Below are 18,081 nucleotides of genomic sequence, written 5' to 3'. Positions count from 1 at the left end.
AAAGTTTATTTAAGGATTGTGAATGACCACCAACTGCTGCGATACAGCCGCCATATCCTGCTCCCACAAATTGATATTGCGGGGCAGGAAAAACTTAATCACTCTCGCGCATTAATTGTCGGAGCAGGCGGCTTAGGCTCTCCCATAGCACTTTACCTTGCTGCCAGCGGAATTGGCAACCTGATCATTTGTGATGGCGATCAGGTTGATTTGACTAATTTGCAACGACAAATTATGCATGATAGCCAATCAATCGGTATTGCAAAAGTTGTTTCAGCTAAACAATCACTGGCCAGAATCAACCCGGAAATCAATGTCACTGCAATCCATGAGCAAGTAGGCGCTGATAAATTACTACAACTCACAGCGGAAGTTGATGTAGTTATTGATGCCAGTGACAACTTCAATACGCGATACCGTATTAATCAAGCCTGCGTTATTAATAAGAAACCCTTAGTTTCAGGTGCTGCAGTGCGTTTCAATGGCCAGATCAGCGTGTTTGATCTACGTCATGACGATAGTCCCTGCTATCACTGCCTATACCCGGACACAGGAAATCAAGAAGATATGCCCTGCGCCATCATGGGCGTTTTTTCACCGATCGTGGGCATAATCGGCTCAATGCAGGCCGCAGAAGCACTAAAAATTCTGCTGAATATTGGCGCAAGCCTGAATGGCCGCTTGCAATTACTCGATGGCCTCACGATGAATTGGCACTCCATCCATCTACATAAAGATCCTGCGTGCCCCATATGCCAATCATCAGTACCAGTATAAAACCACCGCCAAGCGGTGTGTGAAATCTTCCAGATCAAAGTAGCTTGGAAGGTAACAAAATCAGTCGCTGAACTTCCCAGTCTGCCAGGGGATCCCGCGCAAATTCACTTTTGACGAACTGATACCAGCGGCCAATCACAAAGCACAACAATAAATTAGCGCACGCCGTAACATTCACATTTCGATTGATCTGTCCGTCGGAAGCAGCAAAGCGTAACGCTTGTTTCAGGGTGGCTTCCAATCTGTCATGTAACTGGTTAACGCGAAATTGTAAATGCTCATTTTCATTGATCAAGACATCGTTCACCAGAATGCGCGTCATGCCCGGATTCTTGCGCGAAAATCCTAACAATAGCAGCAACAAATTTTCAATCTTTTGGGTAGCGGAATGCCCTTCTTGCAAAATCTTATTGATCAGCACAAACAAAGTCTTTTCAATAAATTCTATCAGCGCTTCAAACATTTGCGCTTTATTGGGGAAACAACGGTATACGGATGATTGAGAGATTCCCAGCTTCATGGCTAATGCTGCAGTGGTTATCTTGAGTCTCTGCGGATGCTCCAGCATCTCCGCCAAAGCTTGCAAGATCTCATCTTTTTTCTCACTTGATTTTTCTGATGAAGATATATGTTCCAATGTAATAACCGCAAAAGAAAGGACAAAGCCGGGAATATAGCAAAATACTGGATCGGTGTGAAAACTATTCCTATGTAATGGATCTTCATCGATTGTTTGGTTTATCGGAAGTCCTTTTAAATTCTCGCATACCGAAGACTTTTTGGATTTTTATTAACACAGAGTAACTATTAACTGAAAAGTGACAACCGCACAATTAAGAATTACCAATCAAGTAACCGTTTTTATTTTCTGAATTGAACAGCAATCCTTAAGATTCTTAAATACAAAACCTGATGTTTATCATCTTGATGCTATTTTCCGATACTTTCTTTTGCATCTCTTAATTTCATTCAGTCCGGATTCATACAATCTCCTATACAGTGTATCCATTAGGAAATCACCTGAGACAAAGGATTAAAGGAGAAACGAAATGGATGCCACAGAAATCAAACCATTCCTCTTCAAGATACTAAGCACTCATGCGAGACACCATCCAGGATTTATATTTTCTCCATTGAATTTTTCCGGTAATCATGGTTTGTTGCTGCTCTTGCTGGTAGTTTTTCTGCTCGCCGGTTGCAAAACAGTTCCTGTCATGGATAGAAATCTTGCTGAAGCCGGTGGTTTATGGGAACTGAATGAACATACCGGCGCTCGCTTTCATCTTAGCACTGTGCCTGATGATGCAACCATCGGATTGATCCAATCATCAGGCAAAAACGTGTTGCTCAATGGCTCTTCAGTAAATGAAATGGAGCAAGTAAAAAATCATTCGTTCGTCAGTAGCGGCCCTCGGAGTGGTGCCCGTATTCGGCTCAAGTCATCGGGTTCATCCTGTCTCATTCGTGTGGACGATTTCAAAATCGGCAATGCATTCACGGAAACATCAGACTGCGAACAAAGAATCGAAACCTTGCACGCCATCATCCATGCCAAAAACGCGATCCTGCATCTCAATGTATCGCAACATGAAACAGAAGTCACCGTCATCAGTGGCACGATCTCGGTGACGTCACGGGGGAATCCAACCGATTCGATTGATATCAACGAAGATCATGAAGTTACCGTAACGCTTGATACCGTCAGCCCCCTTCGATCAATAACCTCCGATGAAATTTGGCAACGCATTCGCTGGCGGGACGATTTCCGGATCTATAAAACAGTTATCGACTGGAATAAAGTCATAGCCGGTGCTGTTACGGTCGCCATTATCGCCGTTGTAATAATTTTCGGTAAAGGTCGTAGTGGGGTCGGCCAGGGAAGTGGATTTCCCAGGCATCGCTAGTTGCGGTCATCTGTCTTATGTTGCCTATCCGTTTTCTTTGTTCGAGCCTAACCCTATTTGGGTGGCATATCATTCTGAAAAACACGATGGTAGACCCTATTTGTGCCAACGCAGAGTTAGCCTTCATAAAGCAGAGACCGAATGCGTGCGTAAACTTGCTGCAACTCACGAAGAGTAACTAAGAATGAATTTGGCTCAAAGCCGAACGCACCTTCCCAAGTCTTGCCGTTCCCACTTATGGGATACCGATGGCGCTGATCTTCAGGAGCCTTTCTTCTATGTTCTTCAATATAAGCAAGCAACTCGGCGAGTTCATTAGGGGCCATTTTTTCGATTATTCCAGAAGTCTCATACCGAAATGGCACTTCAAATTGAAATTCTTTCTTCGGATAAAGCCTGAAAAAGCGTTTAGAGAGTGCATCCAAATCGTGACCTGCCTTTCCGTTAAACTGTTCTGCAGGGAACGACCTCAAGATGCAACCTTTGAAGAAGAGCTCAAGCGAGTGAAACGCGAGGGACATGACCACCGCCCCATGCGCATAATTCGCGCGTTCCTTGTCAGAATATAGGTTATTACAAAGCACTTCCGCTGAGTCGAGATACGCACCAGCGAATACGAGCATCTGTTCGTGAACAGATAGCTGCTGTAGGTCCGAAAAGTAGAGCATCCGCCAGATCATGTGAAGGTTAGCTAGAATTAGGCGCCCGAAATGACGCAATACATTACGTCAAAAATGAGATCTATTATAGTAAGTATCATATTATGTCCCTAAGTTTCATGAAGATTGATCTATTCAACTTTCACACATTTCCTTTAGGAAAAAGCTCAAAAAACCATCACATGATCAACCCAATACTTTCCATTTTTATGTACCAACACCATCTCGGCGACAAACTCACCCGGTGCTTTCGTAAACGATTGTTTCCACACAATGGCTACTGAGTCAGGGCGCCGGAAAACAGCGACCGGCATGCGAGTGGAGAAATATCCTTTCTCGGCTTGGTATTGCTGGCAAATGCGCTGAAAATACTCCGGAGTCACGATGACTTTCATCCGCTCAGTAAAATCCCGCACATGCTTCGCGTGATCGAGTTGAGTCGAAGCATCCATCAAGTTATCCATAATGGGATTGGCGATATCCCATAGTTGCTGATCGCCCATTTTCTCAAAGCTCATGATGCTGTCATTTCGGCTCGTTTCCTCTGCTGAATTGCTTTTTGTACGCTGCATATGAAGCACTGGTACTCGACAAACAACAATCGCGTTCCTGTTTTGATCCATTAACCGGTAGCAATCGTTGCGTTGCCACGATTGCCCGGTGGCGTAAAGTTGGCTCCGAATCCGGCAATCAGTACCGCCGTTGCAAGCCGATAATCGCGATGTTTGATTTCATTCGGTGCAATCGGTCGTCACGACATTGATCATCCAACTGATACCGAAACGGTCAGTGAGCATGCCGAAGCACGGTGACCAGAATGTTTTGGCCAATGGCATTTGCACCTGGCCGCCATTGGAAAGCGCAGAAAAATAACGATTCGCCTCGGCTTCGGTGGTAACCGAGATCGACAGGGAAAAACCTTTGAATTCCTGGCCTTCTTCGCAACCGTCCGAAGCCATTAACACATTGTCGGCGATGCGAAAACTGGCATGCATGACCTTGTTTTCAAAACCCGGCGGTAGCATGCCGGGTGGGGTGGGATCCGGGCTTTCCTGGAAGCGCATCAGCATATCGATCTGCGCATCCAGAGCGGTACGGTAGAATTCGAGCGCCTCTTCGCAGCACCCGCCGAACATGATATAGGGTTGAATCAGTACGTTTGGCATGTTATCTCCCTGATGATAGGATGAATCGTTTTTTCCCGGTATTGTCATTTGATGACGTCACCAATTATTGCGTCACTATCCACCGCGACGCGTCATATTGTTAGCTTGGTGTGGTGAGCTTAAGGCCGATGATACCTGTAATGATGAGCGCAACACTGATTAAACGTGCCGCATTCACGGGCTCGCCAAACAGAACGATCCCGAGAGTCACGGTACCAACCACGCCCACGCCTACCCAAATGCTATAGGCCGTACCAACCGGAAGTGATTGCATGGCAATGCCCAGCAACCAAAGACTGATGATGATCGCAAGAATCGTTCCGATCGTGGGCCACAATTGCGTGAAACCTTCCGTATACTTCAATCCGATCGCCCAACCAACTTCAAACAGCCCCGCAGCAATAAGAATAGCCCAAGCCATATCAGCTCCTTTTTGAAATATGGGGTCGTCCCCTTAAAGATATTGAAGCGGTGAGGTCGTCCTCACTTCCTACCATAACTCCCTTTGCGCCTTTGCATAACAGCTTCTACATAACCGGTATAAAATTACAAGGTCTTCAGATATTCAATAATAGCAAAAGCGCCTGGTTTGTCGCCAGACCAATTGAGACGATAGGTTTTCTTACCTTCCACGATATCCTTATCGTGTCCCTTGTTGCTCAGAGCCGGAATCGCATTGGCCTGAAACAGATAGCCCTCGTTTGGTTTGGCTGCTTGCTCAGCATTCCAGACAAAGCCAAGATATTGGGAGTCATAATCAAGTCTACTCTTGATAAAACTAGCTGGACGTTCATCCGGCACTAGCAGGTGATAAACCGTTGGTACCGTGCCATTGTGCAGATAAGGCGCTTGCGCCCAGATACCGCTTAGCGGCCGGGCATTGTAACCGCGATGTTCATTGTTGGGCGACATCAGCAAGTCTTTTTTACCATCTAAAGAAACCCCATCAAACTCGGCACAGGGTTTGATATCTTTACCCTCCAACTGAATGGTCGTATCCGGTGCACAGTTTGCATACAATTGTTTGTGGGCGGCATAATTCAACAGTGTGCCCACCACATAAGCCCTTTTCATGCTGGTACCGAGATTATCGTAAACCTTGCCGTTCTTAGGTTGATGGCAATCGGCGCAGTGCTCTGCAAATAACGCTTGCCCCTTTTTAGCCAATCCGATATCCACATTAAAAGGATAAGGACTGGCCGGTAATCCATCGAGCAATTCTTCAGCAAAGGCAGCCACCCGGACATCGGTTTTTTCCAGACCCAAAGTCAGCATGGCGATCAGGTTACGGTAGATCGGCATCGGTACATTACCATTCCACTGGCCGCCACCATTGATAAGTCTGGTATGACTCTCGCCCCAGCTTGCCCGGCGTTTGTCTTGCTCCCATACCGACATAAAATCAGTGATGCCGGGCTCGGGTGGAAGCGTGACACTGGCCAGTCCTTTAATAATTGGAATCTTACGTAGACTGATATAGCCGTTGATGGCACTCAAACCCGTCGCGTCCGCCATTCCAGGAAAACCAGCCAGCATTTCTGATTCAAGACCGGCATAGTTCTTGGCGATTAACGCGCCAAAACCTTCATACTCGGCTTCAGCGCGCTGCGCAAACTGCTTGATCGTCTGTTCAGCATTTTGTTTAAACAAGGCGATCTGCGCAGCTTCATAACCGGCATCAAAGTTTCTATCGCCTGTTTGGAAATTATTATAAAAATAAATCGGATTTTGCTGATGAACGATATCCAATGCGTCCAACAACTTCTGCGTTAATAATTGGTATTTGGTGTCTCCGGCTTCACCTGCATAAGCCATTTGTAAGGTCTGATACAGCTTGACGCGAAATAACGCGATATTGAAAGTCGTATTCACGCCGCCATCGAGATAATCGATCTGCCCGCTCTCAAGTCGCACACGGCCGATGTGGCAAGCACCGCAAGTGAAGGATGCGTAATCAATATTCCCCTGCGCCTCAGCCCGGGATAAGCCGCTGAAGCCAATACCGCGCGCAACCGGATAGGATTGCTGCCGCTCATCGATAAACAACCCAACCGCATCAAGAAAATTTTCGTCACTTCCCCACAACCGGGGCGCCAGCTTGGGTAAGAGTTTCAACGCAATATAGGGAATGCCATCGATTTCGCTAAAAGCAAAATTGCCAAACCAATCGTAAGCAACTGAATGAGACTGAATATAATTTGATTTTTCTTGATATTTTCTGGCTTGCGCCTGTTCCCAGTTTTCCGGCACTTCACTCACTACCGCAGGCGGTAAAGGCGCCTCTAGCGGATGCGCAATACAACCGGACAACAAAACGGCAAAAAGAATACTGAGCGTGATTTTCATGATATCTAGTCCTGTTGAGTGAAGATCGTATTCAGTGTAGCAGCCTACGGTAAAGTTCTTGATACGCCATCGCGCTCGCGTTCCAGCTGAAATCCTTGGCCATGCCATTCTTCTGCAGGCTTTGCCAGGTTTTTTTATTGTGATAAGCAAGTACTGCACGCTTTATGGTATCCAGTAAACTGGCTGCCGTCATGGAATTGAACACGAAGCCGCTGGCAGTATGATTTGCCAGTGTTACCGGGGTACAATCCACCACCGTATCAAGCAGACCACCTGTGGCGTGAACTATCGGCGGGGTACCATAACGTTGACTATACATCTGATTCAGTCCACAGGGCTCGAACCGTGATGGCATCAGGAAACAATCAATACCGGCTTCAATCAAATGGGATAAAGCTTCGTTAAAACCAACGTGCACTGCGATTGACTTGGGATAAGTTTGCGCCAGCGTGGAAAGCAAGTGCTCCAGTTCAGGGTGGTCGCTGCCCAAAACCACCAATTGGACGGGTATTTTTATTAATTGCGGAGCAATCTGGATCAGCAGATCAATCCCTTTTTGGTGGCTCAAACGACTGACCACACCCAATAGAGGGACATGTGCATCGACTGCCAACCCCATTTGTTGTTGCAATGCAGTTTTATTAACTGTCTTATTCGACAGGCTTTTACTATTGTAGTTTTTGACTAGGTAACGATCCGTTTCAGGATCCCATTCAGTGGTAGCAATGCCATTGATAATACCGGTGAGATCAGAATGGCGAGCAGCCAATAATCCTTGCAACCCGAACCCCAGCGGCTCTATCTGTATTTCTTTGGCATAATTGGGGCTGACTGTAGAAATCTGGTCGGCATAATATAGCCCGGCTTTGAGAAAAGATAAATTACCATAGTACTCCACCCCATTGATATCGAAACTGTCTGGCGGCAACCCTAGTTGCACCACGCTTCCAGGGGGGAAAATACCTTGAAATGCCAGATTGTGGATAGTCATCATCGTGGCAGCTTTTTTTCCCGAATAAAAATGCAAGTAAGCCGGGGTGAGTCCACTCTGCCAGTCATTGCAATGAACTATATGCGGACGCCAGGCAATCGGACTGATATCACTGCCCAGAATAGCGCCAATTTTTGATAGCAGACCGAAACGTAATGCGTTATCGGGCCAGTCATGACCAAACGCATCCATGTAGGGCCCTCCTTCACGGTTATATAACCCGGGACAGTCGATCACAAACACCGGAATGCTCTCAGTTCTGCTCAGCGACAATCGGGCCGACAGCAAAGAAGCGGGTGGAAACTGTGACAGCGTATTGAATCCGGCCACTTTATATTTGTATTGAACCCCGGCCATAACTTGTGGATAACCAGGCAACAAAAGCCGCACGTCGCTGTGCAATGCACGTAAGGCGACAGGCAGAGCTGCGCTGACGTCACCCAAACCGCCAGTTTTGCATAAAGGATACACCTCGGAAGTGATAAACAGAACGCGAAGTTTTTGGGATCGCGGCATAGGTGATATTTCTACTGATTAGCCTTGAAATAATTAATCAATCCATTGGTGGATGAATCATGCGATATCACAGGGTCCCGGTGTCCCAATTCAGCCAGAATTTTTCCGGCAAGCTGCTTGCCCAGTTCCACGCCCCATTGATCGAACGGGTTAATATTCCATATTACGCTTTGTACAAAAACTTTATGCTCATACATTGCAATCAATGAACCTAATGTCTGCGGATCCAGTTTCCTGAATAAAATGGAGGTGGTGGGACGATTTCCGGGAAAAATCTTATGCGGCAGCAATTGCGCTACGGATTCTGCAGGCATACCTTGCGTTTCAAGTTCGGCGCGCACTTCCTGTTCATTTTTACCGGTCATCAACGCTTCTGTTTGCGCAAAAAAATTCGCCAATAACATACGATGATGTTCACCCATGGGATTATGACTTTGGCAAGGCGCCAGGAAATCAGCTGAGACGGTTTGCGTGCCTTGATGTAACAATTGGTAGAAAGCATGCTGGCCATTGGTTCCAGGCTTCCCCCACACAACCGATCCGGTAGCATAATCGGCCACTTCACCGGTGCGGGTGGTGCGTTTGCCATTACTCTCCATTTCCAGTTGCTGCAAATAAGCGGGGAAACGATGCAACGATTGATCATAGGGCAGTACAACATGAGAAGCTGTGCCGAAAAAATTGATGTGCCAGATACCTATTAAACCCAGCATGACCGGCAAATTTTTCTCGAAAGGAGCCGTAGCGAAATGCTGATCCATTGCTTTCGCACCCGCCAGCAAAGAATAAAAATGATCCATACCGACAGTCAGGGCAATCGGCAATCCGATAGCCGACCATAATGAATAGCGCCCTCCAACCCAATCCCAGAATTCAAACATGTTATCCGGATCAATGCCAAATTTTTCCACTGCGGCACGATTGGTCGAAACCGCTACAAAATGATGCGCGATATCTTTTTCATTGCCCCCCTGGGACAAAAACCATTCTCGCGCGGAATGCGCATTGGTCAGAGTTTCCTGAGTCGTAAATGTTTTTGAGGCAATAACAAAAAGTGTCGTAGCTGGATCGAGTTGACGCAAAATACCGGCTAGCTGTGTGCCATCAACATTTGAAACAAAGTGTGGAGAAATGCCCTTCAACCAATAAGGTTTCAGGGCTTCAGTCACCATCACTGGACCCAGATCCGACCCACCGATACCGATATTAACAATATCGGTAAACATTTTTCCGGTATAACCTCTGCGTTCGCCACTTTGAATCGCAATCGAGAAACGTTCCATCTGCTTCAGAACACGTTTAACATCCGGCAACACATCCGCGCCATCAACCATGATGGATTGATCACCCCGTAATGCAATATGCAGCACCGCGCGTTGCTCGGTCGAATTGATTTTATCCCCGCAAAACATCCGTGCAATCCAATCTTTTAGCTTTTGTTGATGCGCCAACTTCAGTAATAAATCAACGGTTTCATGATTGATCGGATGCTTGGCATAATCCATCAGAATATTATTGAAAATCAGAGAAAATTTTTCGAAACGTTGCGGATCTTGTTGAAACAATTCGCGCAAATGCTGTTGTGTTATAACTGATTGATGCGACTGTAAAGCTAACCAAGCAGGTGAGTGCGTAAGAATAGACATAGCGTGTGTTTGAGTTGCTGAATAGTATGAATTATGAATGAAATACAGCTACCGGGCATTAATCTCCAGTGTAATAATTAATTCCTGAGTCGTAACCGGCCACTCCAATAGCAGTGTCGTGGCCTGCATAATTTTTTCAAATCCGCTTTCGGATTGCGACACCGAGAAATGCGGATGTGCGCGTAGTGTCACTGGGTGGGATGCTTTTAGCACCACGCTGCCGCCCAGCGTATCGTCATCCAGTGTGATTTCAGTCATGCCCGCTAATTCAAGCAATTCACCAAAACCACCAGGAATTCTTCCCTGACAGATGTAGCGTCCCCCCATTCCGTCACAACTAGGCATCGCGAGATTGATTTCGGTACTGAATTTATGCGCCAGTTTAGCGGTAAAATGATATGCTACCTGTAACCGGTTCTGATCCAGCAGAATGTGTTTATGGATCGGATAATTGGTATTCTCAGATTGAAAGTGGTTATTTTCAAGTGCTGCAGCCACTGAGCGGTAGGCAATAAACGTGCCATTCAAGCGATCAACGAATAAGCTGCGAGGGTGATCATCGGCAACGATATCTTCCGCATTGATTTCATGCTTGTAGCTGATCCGGTCGTGCGCCGAAGCGATACCATTAACGGCACCACCGGATGTATCAGGCTGTCCCGCCTGAATTTTCTGATAATAGTGTTCGCATTGAACGCGCAAGGTATCGCCAAAATTATGTTTCAACCGGTAAGCATCCAGTTCGCAAATACTGGCAAAACCATCTAATTTTAACACTGCCTGCAGCACGCCATTCTGCAGGTAAGCTTCTTCCACACCATCCAAGTCGGTATCTTCGGTAAAATACGAAGGGCGCGGCGCACGGATATCGAGCAACGCCTCCAGTTCAATCATGGCATTGTATACAGCACGCCGTAAATGCGGGAGATACAAACCGCCAAACATCCCATGCCAATAGGCATCATTTGCTTGGGACTCGTAAAGTTTCTGCTTCATTTCGCTGGTACGTTGTTGCATCGGTAACTCAATCAGCCGTGCAGAAAGCCCGAGCATGCGCTTATGCATCCAATTGGATTCCGGATAGCGGGAAAAAAAGTTTTTCCAAATGCCGCCACGGATAAAAGCTTTCTTGTGTTCATACCAACCGCTTGTTTTTGCCTGCTGCAACAGTTCTGCATAAATATTGGCGGAATGCGCAGGCAACGTCCATTCATTCATTTCGATATACGATACCGTAGGCAGATAAACAATACCGCGAGTTTTCTCGCTGGCATGATATTCGCTGTAATGCCGGGTACAGATTTTGTCCGAAGCCAATACGCTCTGGACAAAATGCTCAAGCCAACCTTGTTCATACACCCAATGGTAAGTTTCCGGCCAGATGCCGAATTTTTCGATATCATCGAAATAAACCGCGGCGGAAGAGGTATTGAGCGAATGATGATCCGCCAATGATTCCAGATAAGCGATAGTTTCTTCAACCGGAGAAAAAGGAATTTTATAACGCAAGGATTCAGAAATTGGAAATAAATCGAGTTTATGTGCATCCTCCTCAGTGGTGAAATAACCATTAAGTTCCTCCGGTGTTTTGCCGGCGCACAAAAAATGATAATCGTCTACAGTGACATAGCGGATTCCACAATTCGCCAACGCAGGAACGACCGTGGATTCCCAAACACGTTCAGTCAACCATGCACCCTGGGGACGCTGACCAAACTTTACCGCCAGCTTCCGGGAAAATGTATCAATCTGCCCAATGCGGTCCCGGTTCGGAATGACCGCCAAAACCGGCTCAGTATCACCCGCACCGAATAATTCCACTTGCCGCCGCGCAACCATTTGACGCAATAACGCCATATCATCAGGAAAGTGTTGTAACAGATAATCCAGTAACCAACCTGAAAAATGAACGGAAAAACGAAAATCCGGATAACGGTAAAGTATCTGCAAGAAAGGCTTGTAGCAACGCTGATGCGCATCTTTCAACACATCCGGAAAATTGCCGACAGGTTGATGGGCATGAACACCCAGAAGTAACGAAACACGTTGTGACATTCAATGACTCCGGTAATCGTTAAGAACCTATGGCAGTCCAGAATCCGGTCTCAAGCACGGAGAATACGATTTAAATTAATCCGCGTTTGATGAGGATCGCCGCATTGCTCCACTGTCTTCACTCCATTCATTACCTTTACTAACAGGCTCAAGAATTGCGGATGGTATCGGCAGTTTAAGCAAATGATAAAGATTCATCAGATTTTTCCTAAACAACTGGTCGAAACTTGCTACGGAATGCGCGGGATTGTAATCACCAAACCACCAAAACCAATCTGAGCTTTCACAGGATGCCAACTGCCGACTAGCCTGATTTTTTTCCTCTTCAGTCAAACGCTCGCTTTGCATCACCAGATCAAAACTATGTTTAGCCGCACAGAGCATGTCCCACGCACAGTTCTTTTCCTTGTCCCCAATCCAAGTCGAGAATGTTCCATATACCCAGCTACCGGCTGCTAGCGTAGGCAGTGCTTCAATAGCATTGACTTCAACAGATGCAAGATAATCCCGATAAGTTGTAGTACGGATATACGGATGATCATCGAGCAAATGATAAAGATCATCAAGAAAATAAAATCCGTTATATGGGTATGACTCCCAGGCGTTCTCTCCATCCAGTATAACGCTGACAACCGGATCCCCCTCAACAGGTGTACTGTGATAAATGTGATCCAAGGATTGCACAAAATTTTCCGCAGCATCACGACCAAACCATTTGGAATATTCGAAACCGATCAAGTCAGATAATTGATCATCACGAAAAAAGCAGATGATATCTTTTGATTCTCCGTCTATCCGGTAAGGACGATATAAATAGTGATTGCGATCCAGCAGTGACGCATCAGGAAATGATGAGCGCAAGCTATTGACTAGCACACCTTCTCCGCTAGCACTCCACTGACAATCTTGCTTTGCCATAATTTTTATTAATGCAGCGGATAAAGCCCCTTCAGCAGGCCAGACACCGGCAGGTTTTTCATTAAAACGCTGAGTGTGGCTGGTGATTGCAGACAACAAATGAAATGCCACGCGGCTACGCCCACCTGGATAGACATTATGCTCAGGCAAAGTGACATCGAGTTGACTATCCCGGGCAGAAGAAAAATCAATCAGGAGCGGCGCAAGCGGATGATAATGGGGTGTGGTGGATAATTCAATCTGACCTGATTCAGCAAGCTTGCGATAACGTGGAATCAGATCCTGAATTAATTCACCGATCAAAGTGAAGAGCTGCAGCCTATCCTCATAGTTAAATTCCTGGTTCTTAGTCATTAATTTCATCACAAATTCGTTATTTCGCCGTACACTTTCCCCCATCCACGCCAAGTGATACCAAACCAGCAAATCAGCCAAATATTGTCCGGAAAAATATTTTAACTCACGCTCGCTCACTTTGTTGAAGACTTGATAGAGTTCATGTAGACGCTTATAAGCCGGATACGGCTGCAGCATGTTCTCATGATTGCTGAGAAAGCAGCTGTCGAATATATACAAACGATCCTGCATCGTGATATTTTCGAGCTCGGGTGTCGCTAGCAAGCGCAACAAAGGACAACGTATTTGCTTGGTGGAAAATTGCTGCGCGAAATCATCCAGCTGATCCAGAAGCACCGGAACAAAATTGACAACTGCTTTGGTCTTTGGGTGCGACTCCAAATGATAAGCCATATCGGTATAGTCCTTGATGGCATGCAGGTACACCCAAGGCAACACAAATTGATTGGTGACGTAATCCCGATAGTCCGGTTGATGCATATGCCACAGCAAAACGAGATTTAATTGCTTCATTATAAAAAGACAGTATTTATTAAATTAAAATATAGAAGCCTACTGTATCAACCATGCTTCTGGCATGAAAAATAGTCATGAATACACTCCCATTTTGTATCACTGACTATTAATTCGGAACATTTACTCAATCCTCGTTAACATATTTTATGTATTTCCTGCCCTAGCATTTCCGGTGTAATTAATGTAATACCTTTCTCGGTCACATAAAATCGCTTGCGGTCCTGTTCAGGATCAAATCCAATAACTAATCCTTCAGGAATCACGCATTTTTTTTCCACAACCACACGCCGCAGATGCGCATGCCGGCCAATTTCCACATTAGGAAGTATGACCGAATCTTCTACATAGCTGTAACTATTAACTTTTACGTTGGAGAACAATAAAGAACGACGAACCGTGGCACCGCTGATAATACAGCCGCCGGATACGGATGAATCCAACGCATGACCACGCCGATCATCGTCATCGAATACAAACTTTGCCGGAGGAAGTTGTTCCTGGTGTGTCCAAATGGGCCAGTCCTCATCGTACAGATTAAGCTGTGGTGTAACAGAAATCAGATCAACATTAGCTTCCCAGTATGCATCCACTGTTCCAACATCACGCCAGTACGGTATCCCGGATGCCATATTAACGCAGCTGCTCATGAATCGATGGGCAAAGACGCGATAACGGGACACCAGATACGGGATTATATCCTTACCAAAGTCATGCGACGAATCATGATCCTGATGATCACGAATTAATTGCTCGTAGAGAAAATCGGCATTAAATACATAAATACCCATACTCACCAGAGCTTTCTCAGGTTGGCCGGGTATTGGCACAGGATGAGCCGGTTTCTCAGCAAAACTCGTTACCCGCCATTGATCGCTGATACCCATAACACCAAAGGCGCTCGCTTCTTGCAGTGGGATCTCAAGACACGCTACCGTCATATCTGCTGATTTTTCAATATGCTCAGCCAACAGCTTACTGTAATCCATTTTATAGATATGATCCCCACCCAGAATCAACACATATTTAGCATCATGGCGCAATAAAATATCGATATTCTGAAATATCGCGTCAGCAGTTCCTTGATACCATGTTTCTTCGACAGTTCGTTGTTGCGCGGGGAGCAATTCGACAAACTCCTTAAAACGTCCATCGAGAAAACTCCAGCCATGCTGAATATGACGAATCAGGCTCTGTGCTTTATATTGTGTCACGACACCAATACGTCGAAAACCCGAGTTGACACAATTTGACAAAGGAAAATCAATAATACGAAACTTCCCCCCAAAAGGGACAGCGGGCTTAGCACGCCAGTCGGTCAACTGGTGCAAACGGCTACCGCGCCCGCCCGCCAATATTAATGCGAGTGTCTCATGTGAAATGTTGCTCTGAAAGCGGCTGCTGGATTTGTACTCCGCCTGGGATTGTGCATGTGTAAGTTTAGTTTTATCCATAGCAATTTGTAGCCCATTTACACCTATGCGAATATATTATCGTATTATGGCACTTTCTCACAGAGAGCTTAGGGTTTAATTACCTTTTGTCAAAGAATAGACAGGTTATAATCCAGACCGTATCAACCAATCCTATCATATTAAAGGTGACGACCACGAGCAAAACCAATCTTCTGCTGCATGCACTGATCAATGCACAACTCCATGATCCCTATGCATATTTAGGTCTACATAGAGAGCATACTCAAGTTCTGGTTAGAGTATTCCGTGCTTTTGATGCGCAGGTATGGATCCAAACATCAGTTGGCTTTGAGCCGATGCAATGCATTCATCCCGAAGGAATTTTCGAATGGCGCAGCAAATCAATGCCACTCATGCCCTACCGCTTGCGCGTTGAAGCAAAAGACCCAAAGCATACCGTCTATGAAGTATATGATCCCTATGCTTTTGCGTTGCAACTTTCTGATCATGATTTATATTTATTCAATCAAGGTAAGCTATGGCAGGCTTATCGCATGCTTGGGGCTCAACCGGTTAGGAATGCAGGCGTTGATGGAATGCGCTTTGCAGTATGGGCTCCGAATGCCGAACGCGTCAGCATAGTAGGTGATTTTAATCATTGGAACGGCAAAATGCACCCGATGAAGGTGCATCACGCCAGCGGTGTATGGGAATTGTTTATTCCAGAATTACTCTCCAATATTCATTACAAATTTGAAATTCGCAATCGCAATAGCGGTGAAATTCTCGTCAAGACGGATCCCTATGCCAAGCAATACGAATTGCGCCCCAACACTGCGGCACTGATCCCTGCCCATAGCTCTTATCATTGGCAGGATGCCTCCTGGATGGCACACAGAGCCGATTGGGATTGGCTGCATGCACCGCTGAATATTCTTGAAATTCATGCCGGGTCATGGAAACGGCACCCGGACGGACGTTTCTATACCTACCGAGAACTAGCAGAGCATCTATTGCCTTACGTGCTGGAAATGGGCTTTACACATATTGAATTGATGCCCGTCTCGGAACATCCTCTGGATGAATCATGGGGTTACCAAACAACGGGATATTTTGCCGTCACCAGTCGCTTCGGCTCACCGGATGATTTCCGATTTTTCGTAGATGCTTGTCATCAGGGGGGAATCGGCGTGATTCTGGATTGGGTGCCCGCGCATTTTCCTCAGGATACTTTTGCACTGGCACGCTTTGACGGTACCGCCCTATACGAACACGAGGATCCACGCCTAGGGTTTCATCAGGATTGGGGTACTTATACCTTCAATTATGGTCGCAATGAAGTGAAATCCTTTCTTTTATCCAGCGCTCATTTTTGGTTATCCGAATTTCACTTGGATGGATTGCGTGTCGATGCAGTGGCTTCAATGCTCTATCTTGATTATTCCCGCAAGCATGGGGAATGGTTGCCAAACAAATATGGTGGACGGGAAAATCTGGAAGCAATTGATTTCCTTCGTGAACTAAATATCATGGTACATGGAGAATTTCCTGGTGCACTGACACTGGCGGAAGAATCCACTGCCTGGCCTGGAGTATCACGCCCCACTTATGTAGGTGGTTTGGGCTTTTCGATGAAATGGAATATGGGTTGGATGCACGATACACTATCTTACATGCACCAAAATCCTATCTACCGGCGCTACCATCACGAGCAGCTGACTTTCAGCCAGCTCTATGCGTATACCGAAAATTTTGTGCTACCGTTTTCGCATGACGAGGTCGTGCATGGCAAGGGCTCGCTTTGGAACAAAATGCCCGGAGATGCCTGGCAAAAATTTTCCGGCGTGCGCCTGCTATTGGTATATCAAATGACATGCCCAGGGAAAAAACTCAATTTCATGGGCAACGAATTCGCGCAACAACGCGAATGGCGCGTGAGTCACGAATTGGATTGGCATTTGTTGGAACAACAGCCACATGTCGGCGTGCAAGCTGCTGCGCGCGATTTGAATCATTGCTATCAAAATATCCCGGCTTTGCATCAACTTGACTTTACCGCTGAAGGCTTTCACTGGATCGACTGTCAAGATGCCGATCAATCAATAATCAGCTACCTGCGACGCGCGATGAACGGATCATTTATTCTGGTCGTTCTCAATTTCACTCCGGTTCCACGTACTGGCTATCGCATCGGCGTGCCCGCTGCCGGCATCTATCGGGAAATTTTTAATAGTGACTCCACTTATTATGGTGGCAGCAATGTCGGTAATTTAGGCAATATTGCCAGTGTGTCAGAACCCTGGATGGGGTTTGCCGACTCAATGGCAATTACGTTGCCACCGTTAGCGGGCGTTATTTTTTCTTGGCAGGAGTTGTCCGTTGATTAACAGTTAATTCATTAATCAAAATCAAAGCGAAACAGTCTGCGAAAACATATTGATCACCACAATCCCCGCAACAATTAGAATCAAACCGACCATAGCGGGGATATCTAACGACTGCCCGAAAAAAACCCAGCCGCTCAACGCAATTAATACCAATCCGGCACCGGACCAAATGGCATAAGCTACCCCCACCGGAATGGTTTTGAGCGTCAGAGAAAGCAAATAAAAAGCCAACACATAACCCACAATCACTACAAGGGATGGCCACAAGCGGGTAAATCCCTCAGATGCCTTCAGACACGAGGTTGCAATCACTTCACTGATAATCGCGACTGAAAGAAAAATCCAGTGCTGCATTCCAATAACTCCAATTTTTGCATTACCCGGTAGCAACATGCATTAATTTAAACATCTAAAATCAACTTCCGCAATGG

At 46.1% G+C, this 18,081-nt stretch carries 15 protein-coding genes; 3 read left to right on the top strand and 12 right to left on the bottom strand.

Annotated features, from left to right (window positions below; genetic code table 11):
• Positions 1-18: 18 nt before the first annotated feature.
• Positions 19-777: a HesA/MoeB/ThiF family protein gene (locus ATY38_RS06620; RefSeq protein ID WP_062558616.1), complete on the top strand. Its 759-nt coding sequence runs from the start codon at positions 19-21 to the stop codon at positions 775-777.
• A gap of 34 nt (positions 778-811) precedes the next feature.
• Here the strand turns inward: ATY38_RS06620 and slmA are convergent, their stop codons facing one another.
• Positions 812-1,414, bottom strand: a complete 603-nt coding sequence (gene slmA / locus ATY38_RS06615; protein ID WP_335337908.1) for a nucleoid occlusion factor SlmA — start codon at positions 1,412-1,414, stop codon at positions 812-814.
• A gap of 412 nt (positions 1,415-1,826) precedes the next feature.
• On the opposite strand from slmA, the gene ATY38_RS06610 reads away from it, so the two are divergent.
• Entirely contained in the window at positions 1,827-2,681 is an 855-nt protein-coding gene (locus ATY38_RS06610) for a hypothetical protein (protein ID WP_062558615.1), read from the top strand.
• A gap of 116 nt (positions 2,682-2,797) precedes the next feature.
• Here the strand turns inward: ATY38_RS06610 and ATY38_RS06605 are convergent, their stop codons facing one another.
• The 10 genes from ATY38_RS06605 to glgC form a co-directional block, all read right to left on the bottom strand.
• Positions 2,798-3,361, bottom strand: a complete 564-nt coding sequence (locus ATY38_RS06605; protein WP_143023468.1) for a hypothetical protein — start codon at positions 3,359-3,361, stop codon at positions 2,798-2,800.
• Positions 3,362-3,507: 146 nt separating this feature from the next.
• Positions 3,508-3,912: a hypothetical protein gene (locus ATY38_RS06600; RefSeq protein WP_235590413.1), complete on the bottom strand. Its 405-nt coding sequence runs from the start codon at positions 3,910-3,912 to the stop codon at positions 3,508-3,510.
• Positions 3,913-4,071: 159 nt separating this feature from the next.
• Positions 4,072-4,506 carry a VOC family protein gene (locus ATY38_RS06595; protein WP_062558613.1) on the bottom strand — a complete coding sequence of 145 codons (435 nt, stop codon included), beginning with the start codon at positions 4,504-4,506 and terminating at the stop codon, positions 4,072-4,074.
• A gap of 100 nt (positions 4,507-4,606) precedes the next feature.
• Entirely contained in the window at positions 4,607-4,927 is a 321-nt protein-coding gene (sugE, locus tag ATY38_RS06590) for a quaternary ammonium compound efflux SMR transporter SugE (RefSeq protein ID WP_062558612.1), read from the bottom strand.
• Positions 4,928-5,052: 125 nt separating this feature from the next.
• On the bottom strand, positions 5,053-6,852 hold the full coding sequence (locus tag ATY38_RS06585) for a c-type cytochrome (RefSeq protein WP_062558611.1): 1,800 nt from the start codon (positions 6,850-6,852) through the stop codon (positions 5,053-5,055).
• Positions 6,853-6,883: 31 nt separating this feature from the next.
• Positions 6,884-8,359 (bottom strand): glycogen synthase GlgA, encoded by a 1,476-nt coding sequence (glgA, locus tag ATY38_RS06580; protein WP_062558610.1) that lies wholly within the window; start codon positions 8,357-8,359, stop codon positions 6,884-6,886.
• Positions 8,360-8,370: 11 nt separating this feature from the next.
• Positions 8,371-10,005 carry a glucose-6-phosphate isomerase gene (gene pgi, locus ATY38_RS06575; RefSeq protein ID WP_062558609.1) on the bottom strand — a complete coding sequence of 545 codons (1,635 nt, stop codon included), beginning with the start codon at positions 10,003-10,005 and terminating at the stop codon, positions 8,371-8,373.
• 48 nt (positions 10,006-10,053) lie between these two features.
• On the bottom strand, positions 10,054-12,060 hold the full coding sequence (locus tag ATY38_RS06570) for an alpha-amylase/4-alpha-glucanotransferase domain-containing protein (RefSeq protein ID WP_062558608.1): 2,007 nt from the start codon (positions 12,058-12,060) through the stop codon (positions 10,054-10,056).
• Between the two features lie 75 nt (positions 12,061-12,135).
• Entirely contained in the window at positions 12,136-13,848 is a 1,713-nt protein-coding gene (locus ATY38_RS06565; protein WP_062558607.1) for a glycoside hydrolase family 57 protein, read from the bottom strand.
• Between the two features lie 137 nt (positions 13,849-13,985).
• A complete protein-coding gene (gene glgC, locus ATY38_RS06560; protein WP_062558606.1) occupies positions 13,986-15,302 on the bottom strand; it encodes a glucose-1-phosphate adenylyltransferase in 1,317 nt (438 codons plus the stop codon).
• 146 nt (positions 15,303-15,448) lie between these two features.
• Here glgC and glgB point away from each other — a divergent pair, with 146 nt between their 5' ends.
• A complete protein-coding gene (gene glgB, locus ATY38_RS06555; protein ID WP_062558605.1) occupies positions 15,449-17,650 on the top strand; it encodes a 1,4-alpha-glucan branching protein GlgB in 2,202 nt (733 codons plus the stop codon).
• A 21-nt stretch (positions 17,651-17,671) separates the two neighbouring features.
• On the opposite strand, the gene ATY38_RS06550 is transcribed toward glgB, so the two are convergent.
• A complete protein-coding gene (locus ATY38_RS06550) occupies positions 17,672-18,004 on the bottom strand; it encodes a DMT family transporter (protein ID WP_062560128.1) in 333 nt (110 codons plus the stop codon).
• Positions 18,005-18,081: the final 77 nt, after the last annotated feature.

This window comes from Nitrosomonas ureae, assembly GCF_001455205.1.
Taxonomy (GTDB): domain Bacteria; phylum Pseudomonadota; class Gammaproteobacteria; order Burkholderiales; family Nitrosomonadaceae; genus Nitrosomonas; species Nitrosomonas ureae.
The sequence above is the reverse complement of the archived record's forward strand: the minus strand, read 5'-3'. Positions and strand labels throughout refer to the sequence as shown.

Coding starts and splice junctions, on each gene's coding strand:
- glgC (WP_062558606.1), bottom strand. CDS start 15,302: ATGGATAAAACTAAACTTACACATGCACAATCCCAGGCGGAGTACAAA.
- ATY38_RS06550 (WP_062560128.1), bottom strand. CDS start 18,004: ATGCAGCACTGGATTTTTCTTTCAGTCGCGATTATCAGTGAAGTGATT.
- sugE (WP_062558612.1), bottom strand. CDS start 4,927: ATGGCTTGGGCTATTCTTATTGCTGCGGGGCTGTTTGAAGTTGGTTGG.
- ATY38_RS06605 (WP_143023468.1), bottom strand. CDS start 3,361: ATGATCTGGCGGATGCTCTACTTTTCGGACCTACAGCAGCTATCTGTT.
- ATY38_RS06565 (WP_062558607.1), bottom strand. CDS start 13,848: ATGAAGCAATTAAATCTCGTTTTGCTGTGGCATATGCATCAACCGGAC.
- ATY38_RS06585 (WP_062558611.1), bottom strand. CDS start 6,852: ATGAAAATCACGCTCAGTATTCTTTTTGCCGTTTTGTTGTCCGGTTGT.
- ATY38_RS06570 (WP_062558608.1), bottom strand. CDS start 12,060: ATGTCACAACGTGTTTCGTTACTTCTGGGTGTTCATGCCCATCAACCT.
- glgA (WP_062558610.1), bottom strand. CDS start 8,359: ATGCCGCGATCCCAAAAACTTCGCGTTCTGTTTATCACTTCCGAGGTG.
- ATY38_RS06600 (WP_235590413.1), bottom strand. CDS start 3,912: ATGCAGCGTACAAAAAGCAATTCAGCAGAGGAAACGAGCCGAAATGAC.
- ATY38_RS06610 (WP_062558615.1), top strand. CDS start 1,827: ATGGATGCCACAGAAATCAAACCATTCCTCTTCAAGATACTAAGCACT.
- ATY38_RS06595 (WP_062558613.1), bottom strand. CDS start 4,506: ATGCCAAACGTACTGATTCAACCCTATATCATGTTCGGCGGGTGCTGC.
- pgi (WP_062558609.1), bottom strand. CDS start 10,005: ATGTCTATTCTTACGCACTCACCTGCTTGGTTAGCTTTACAGTCGCAT.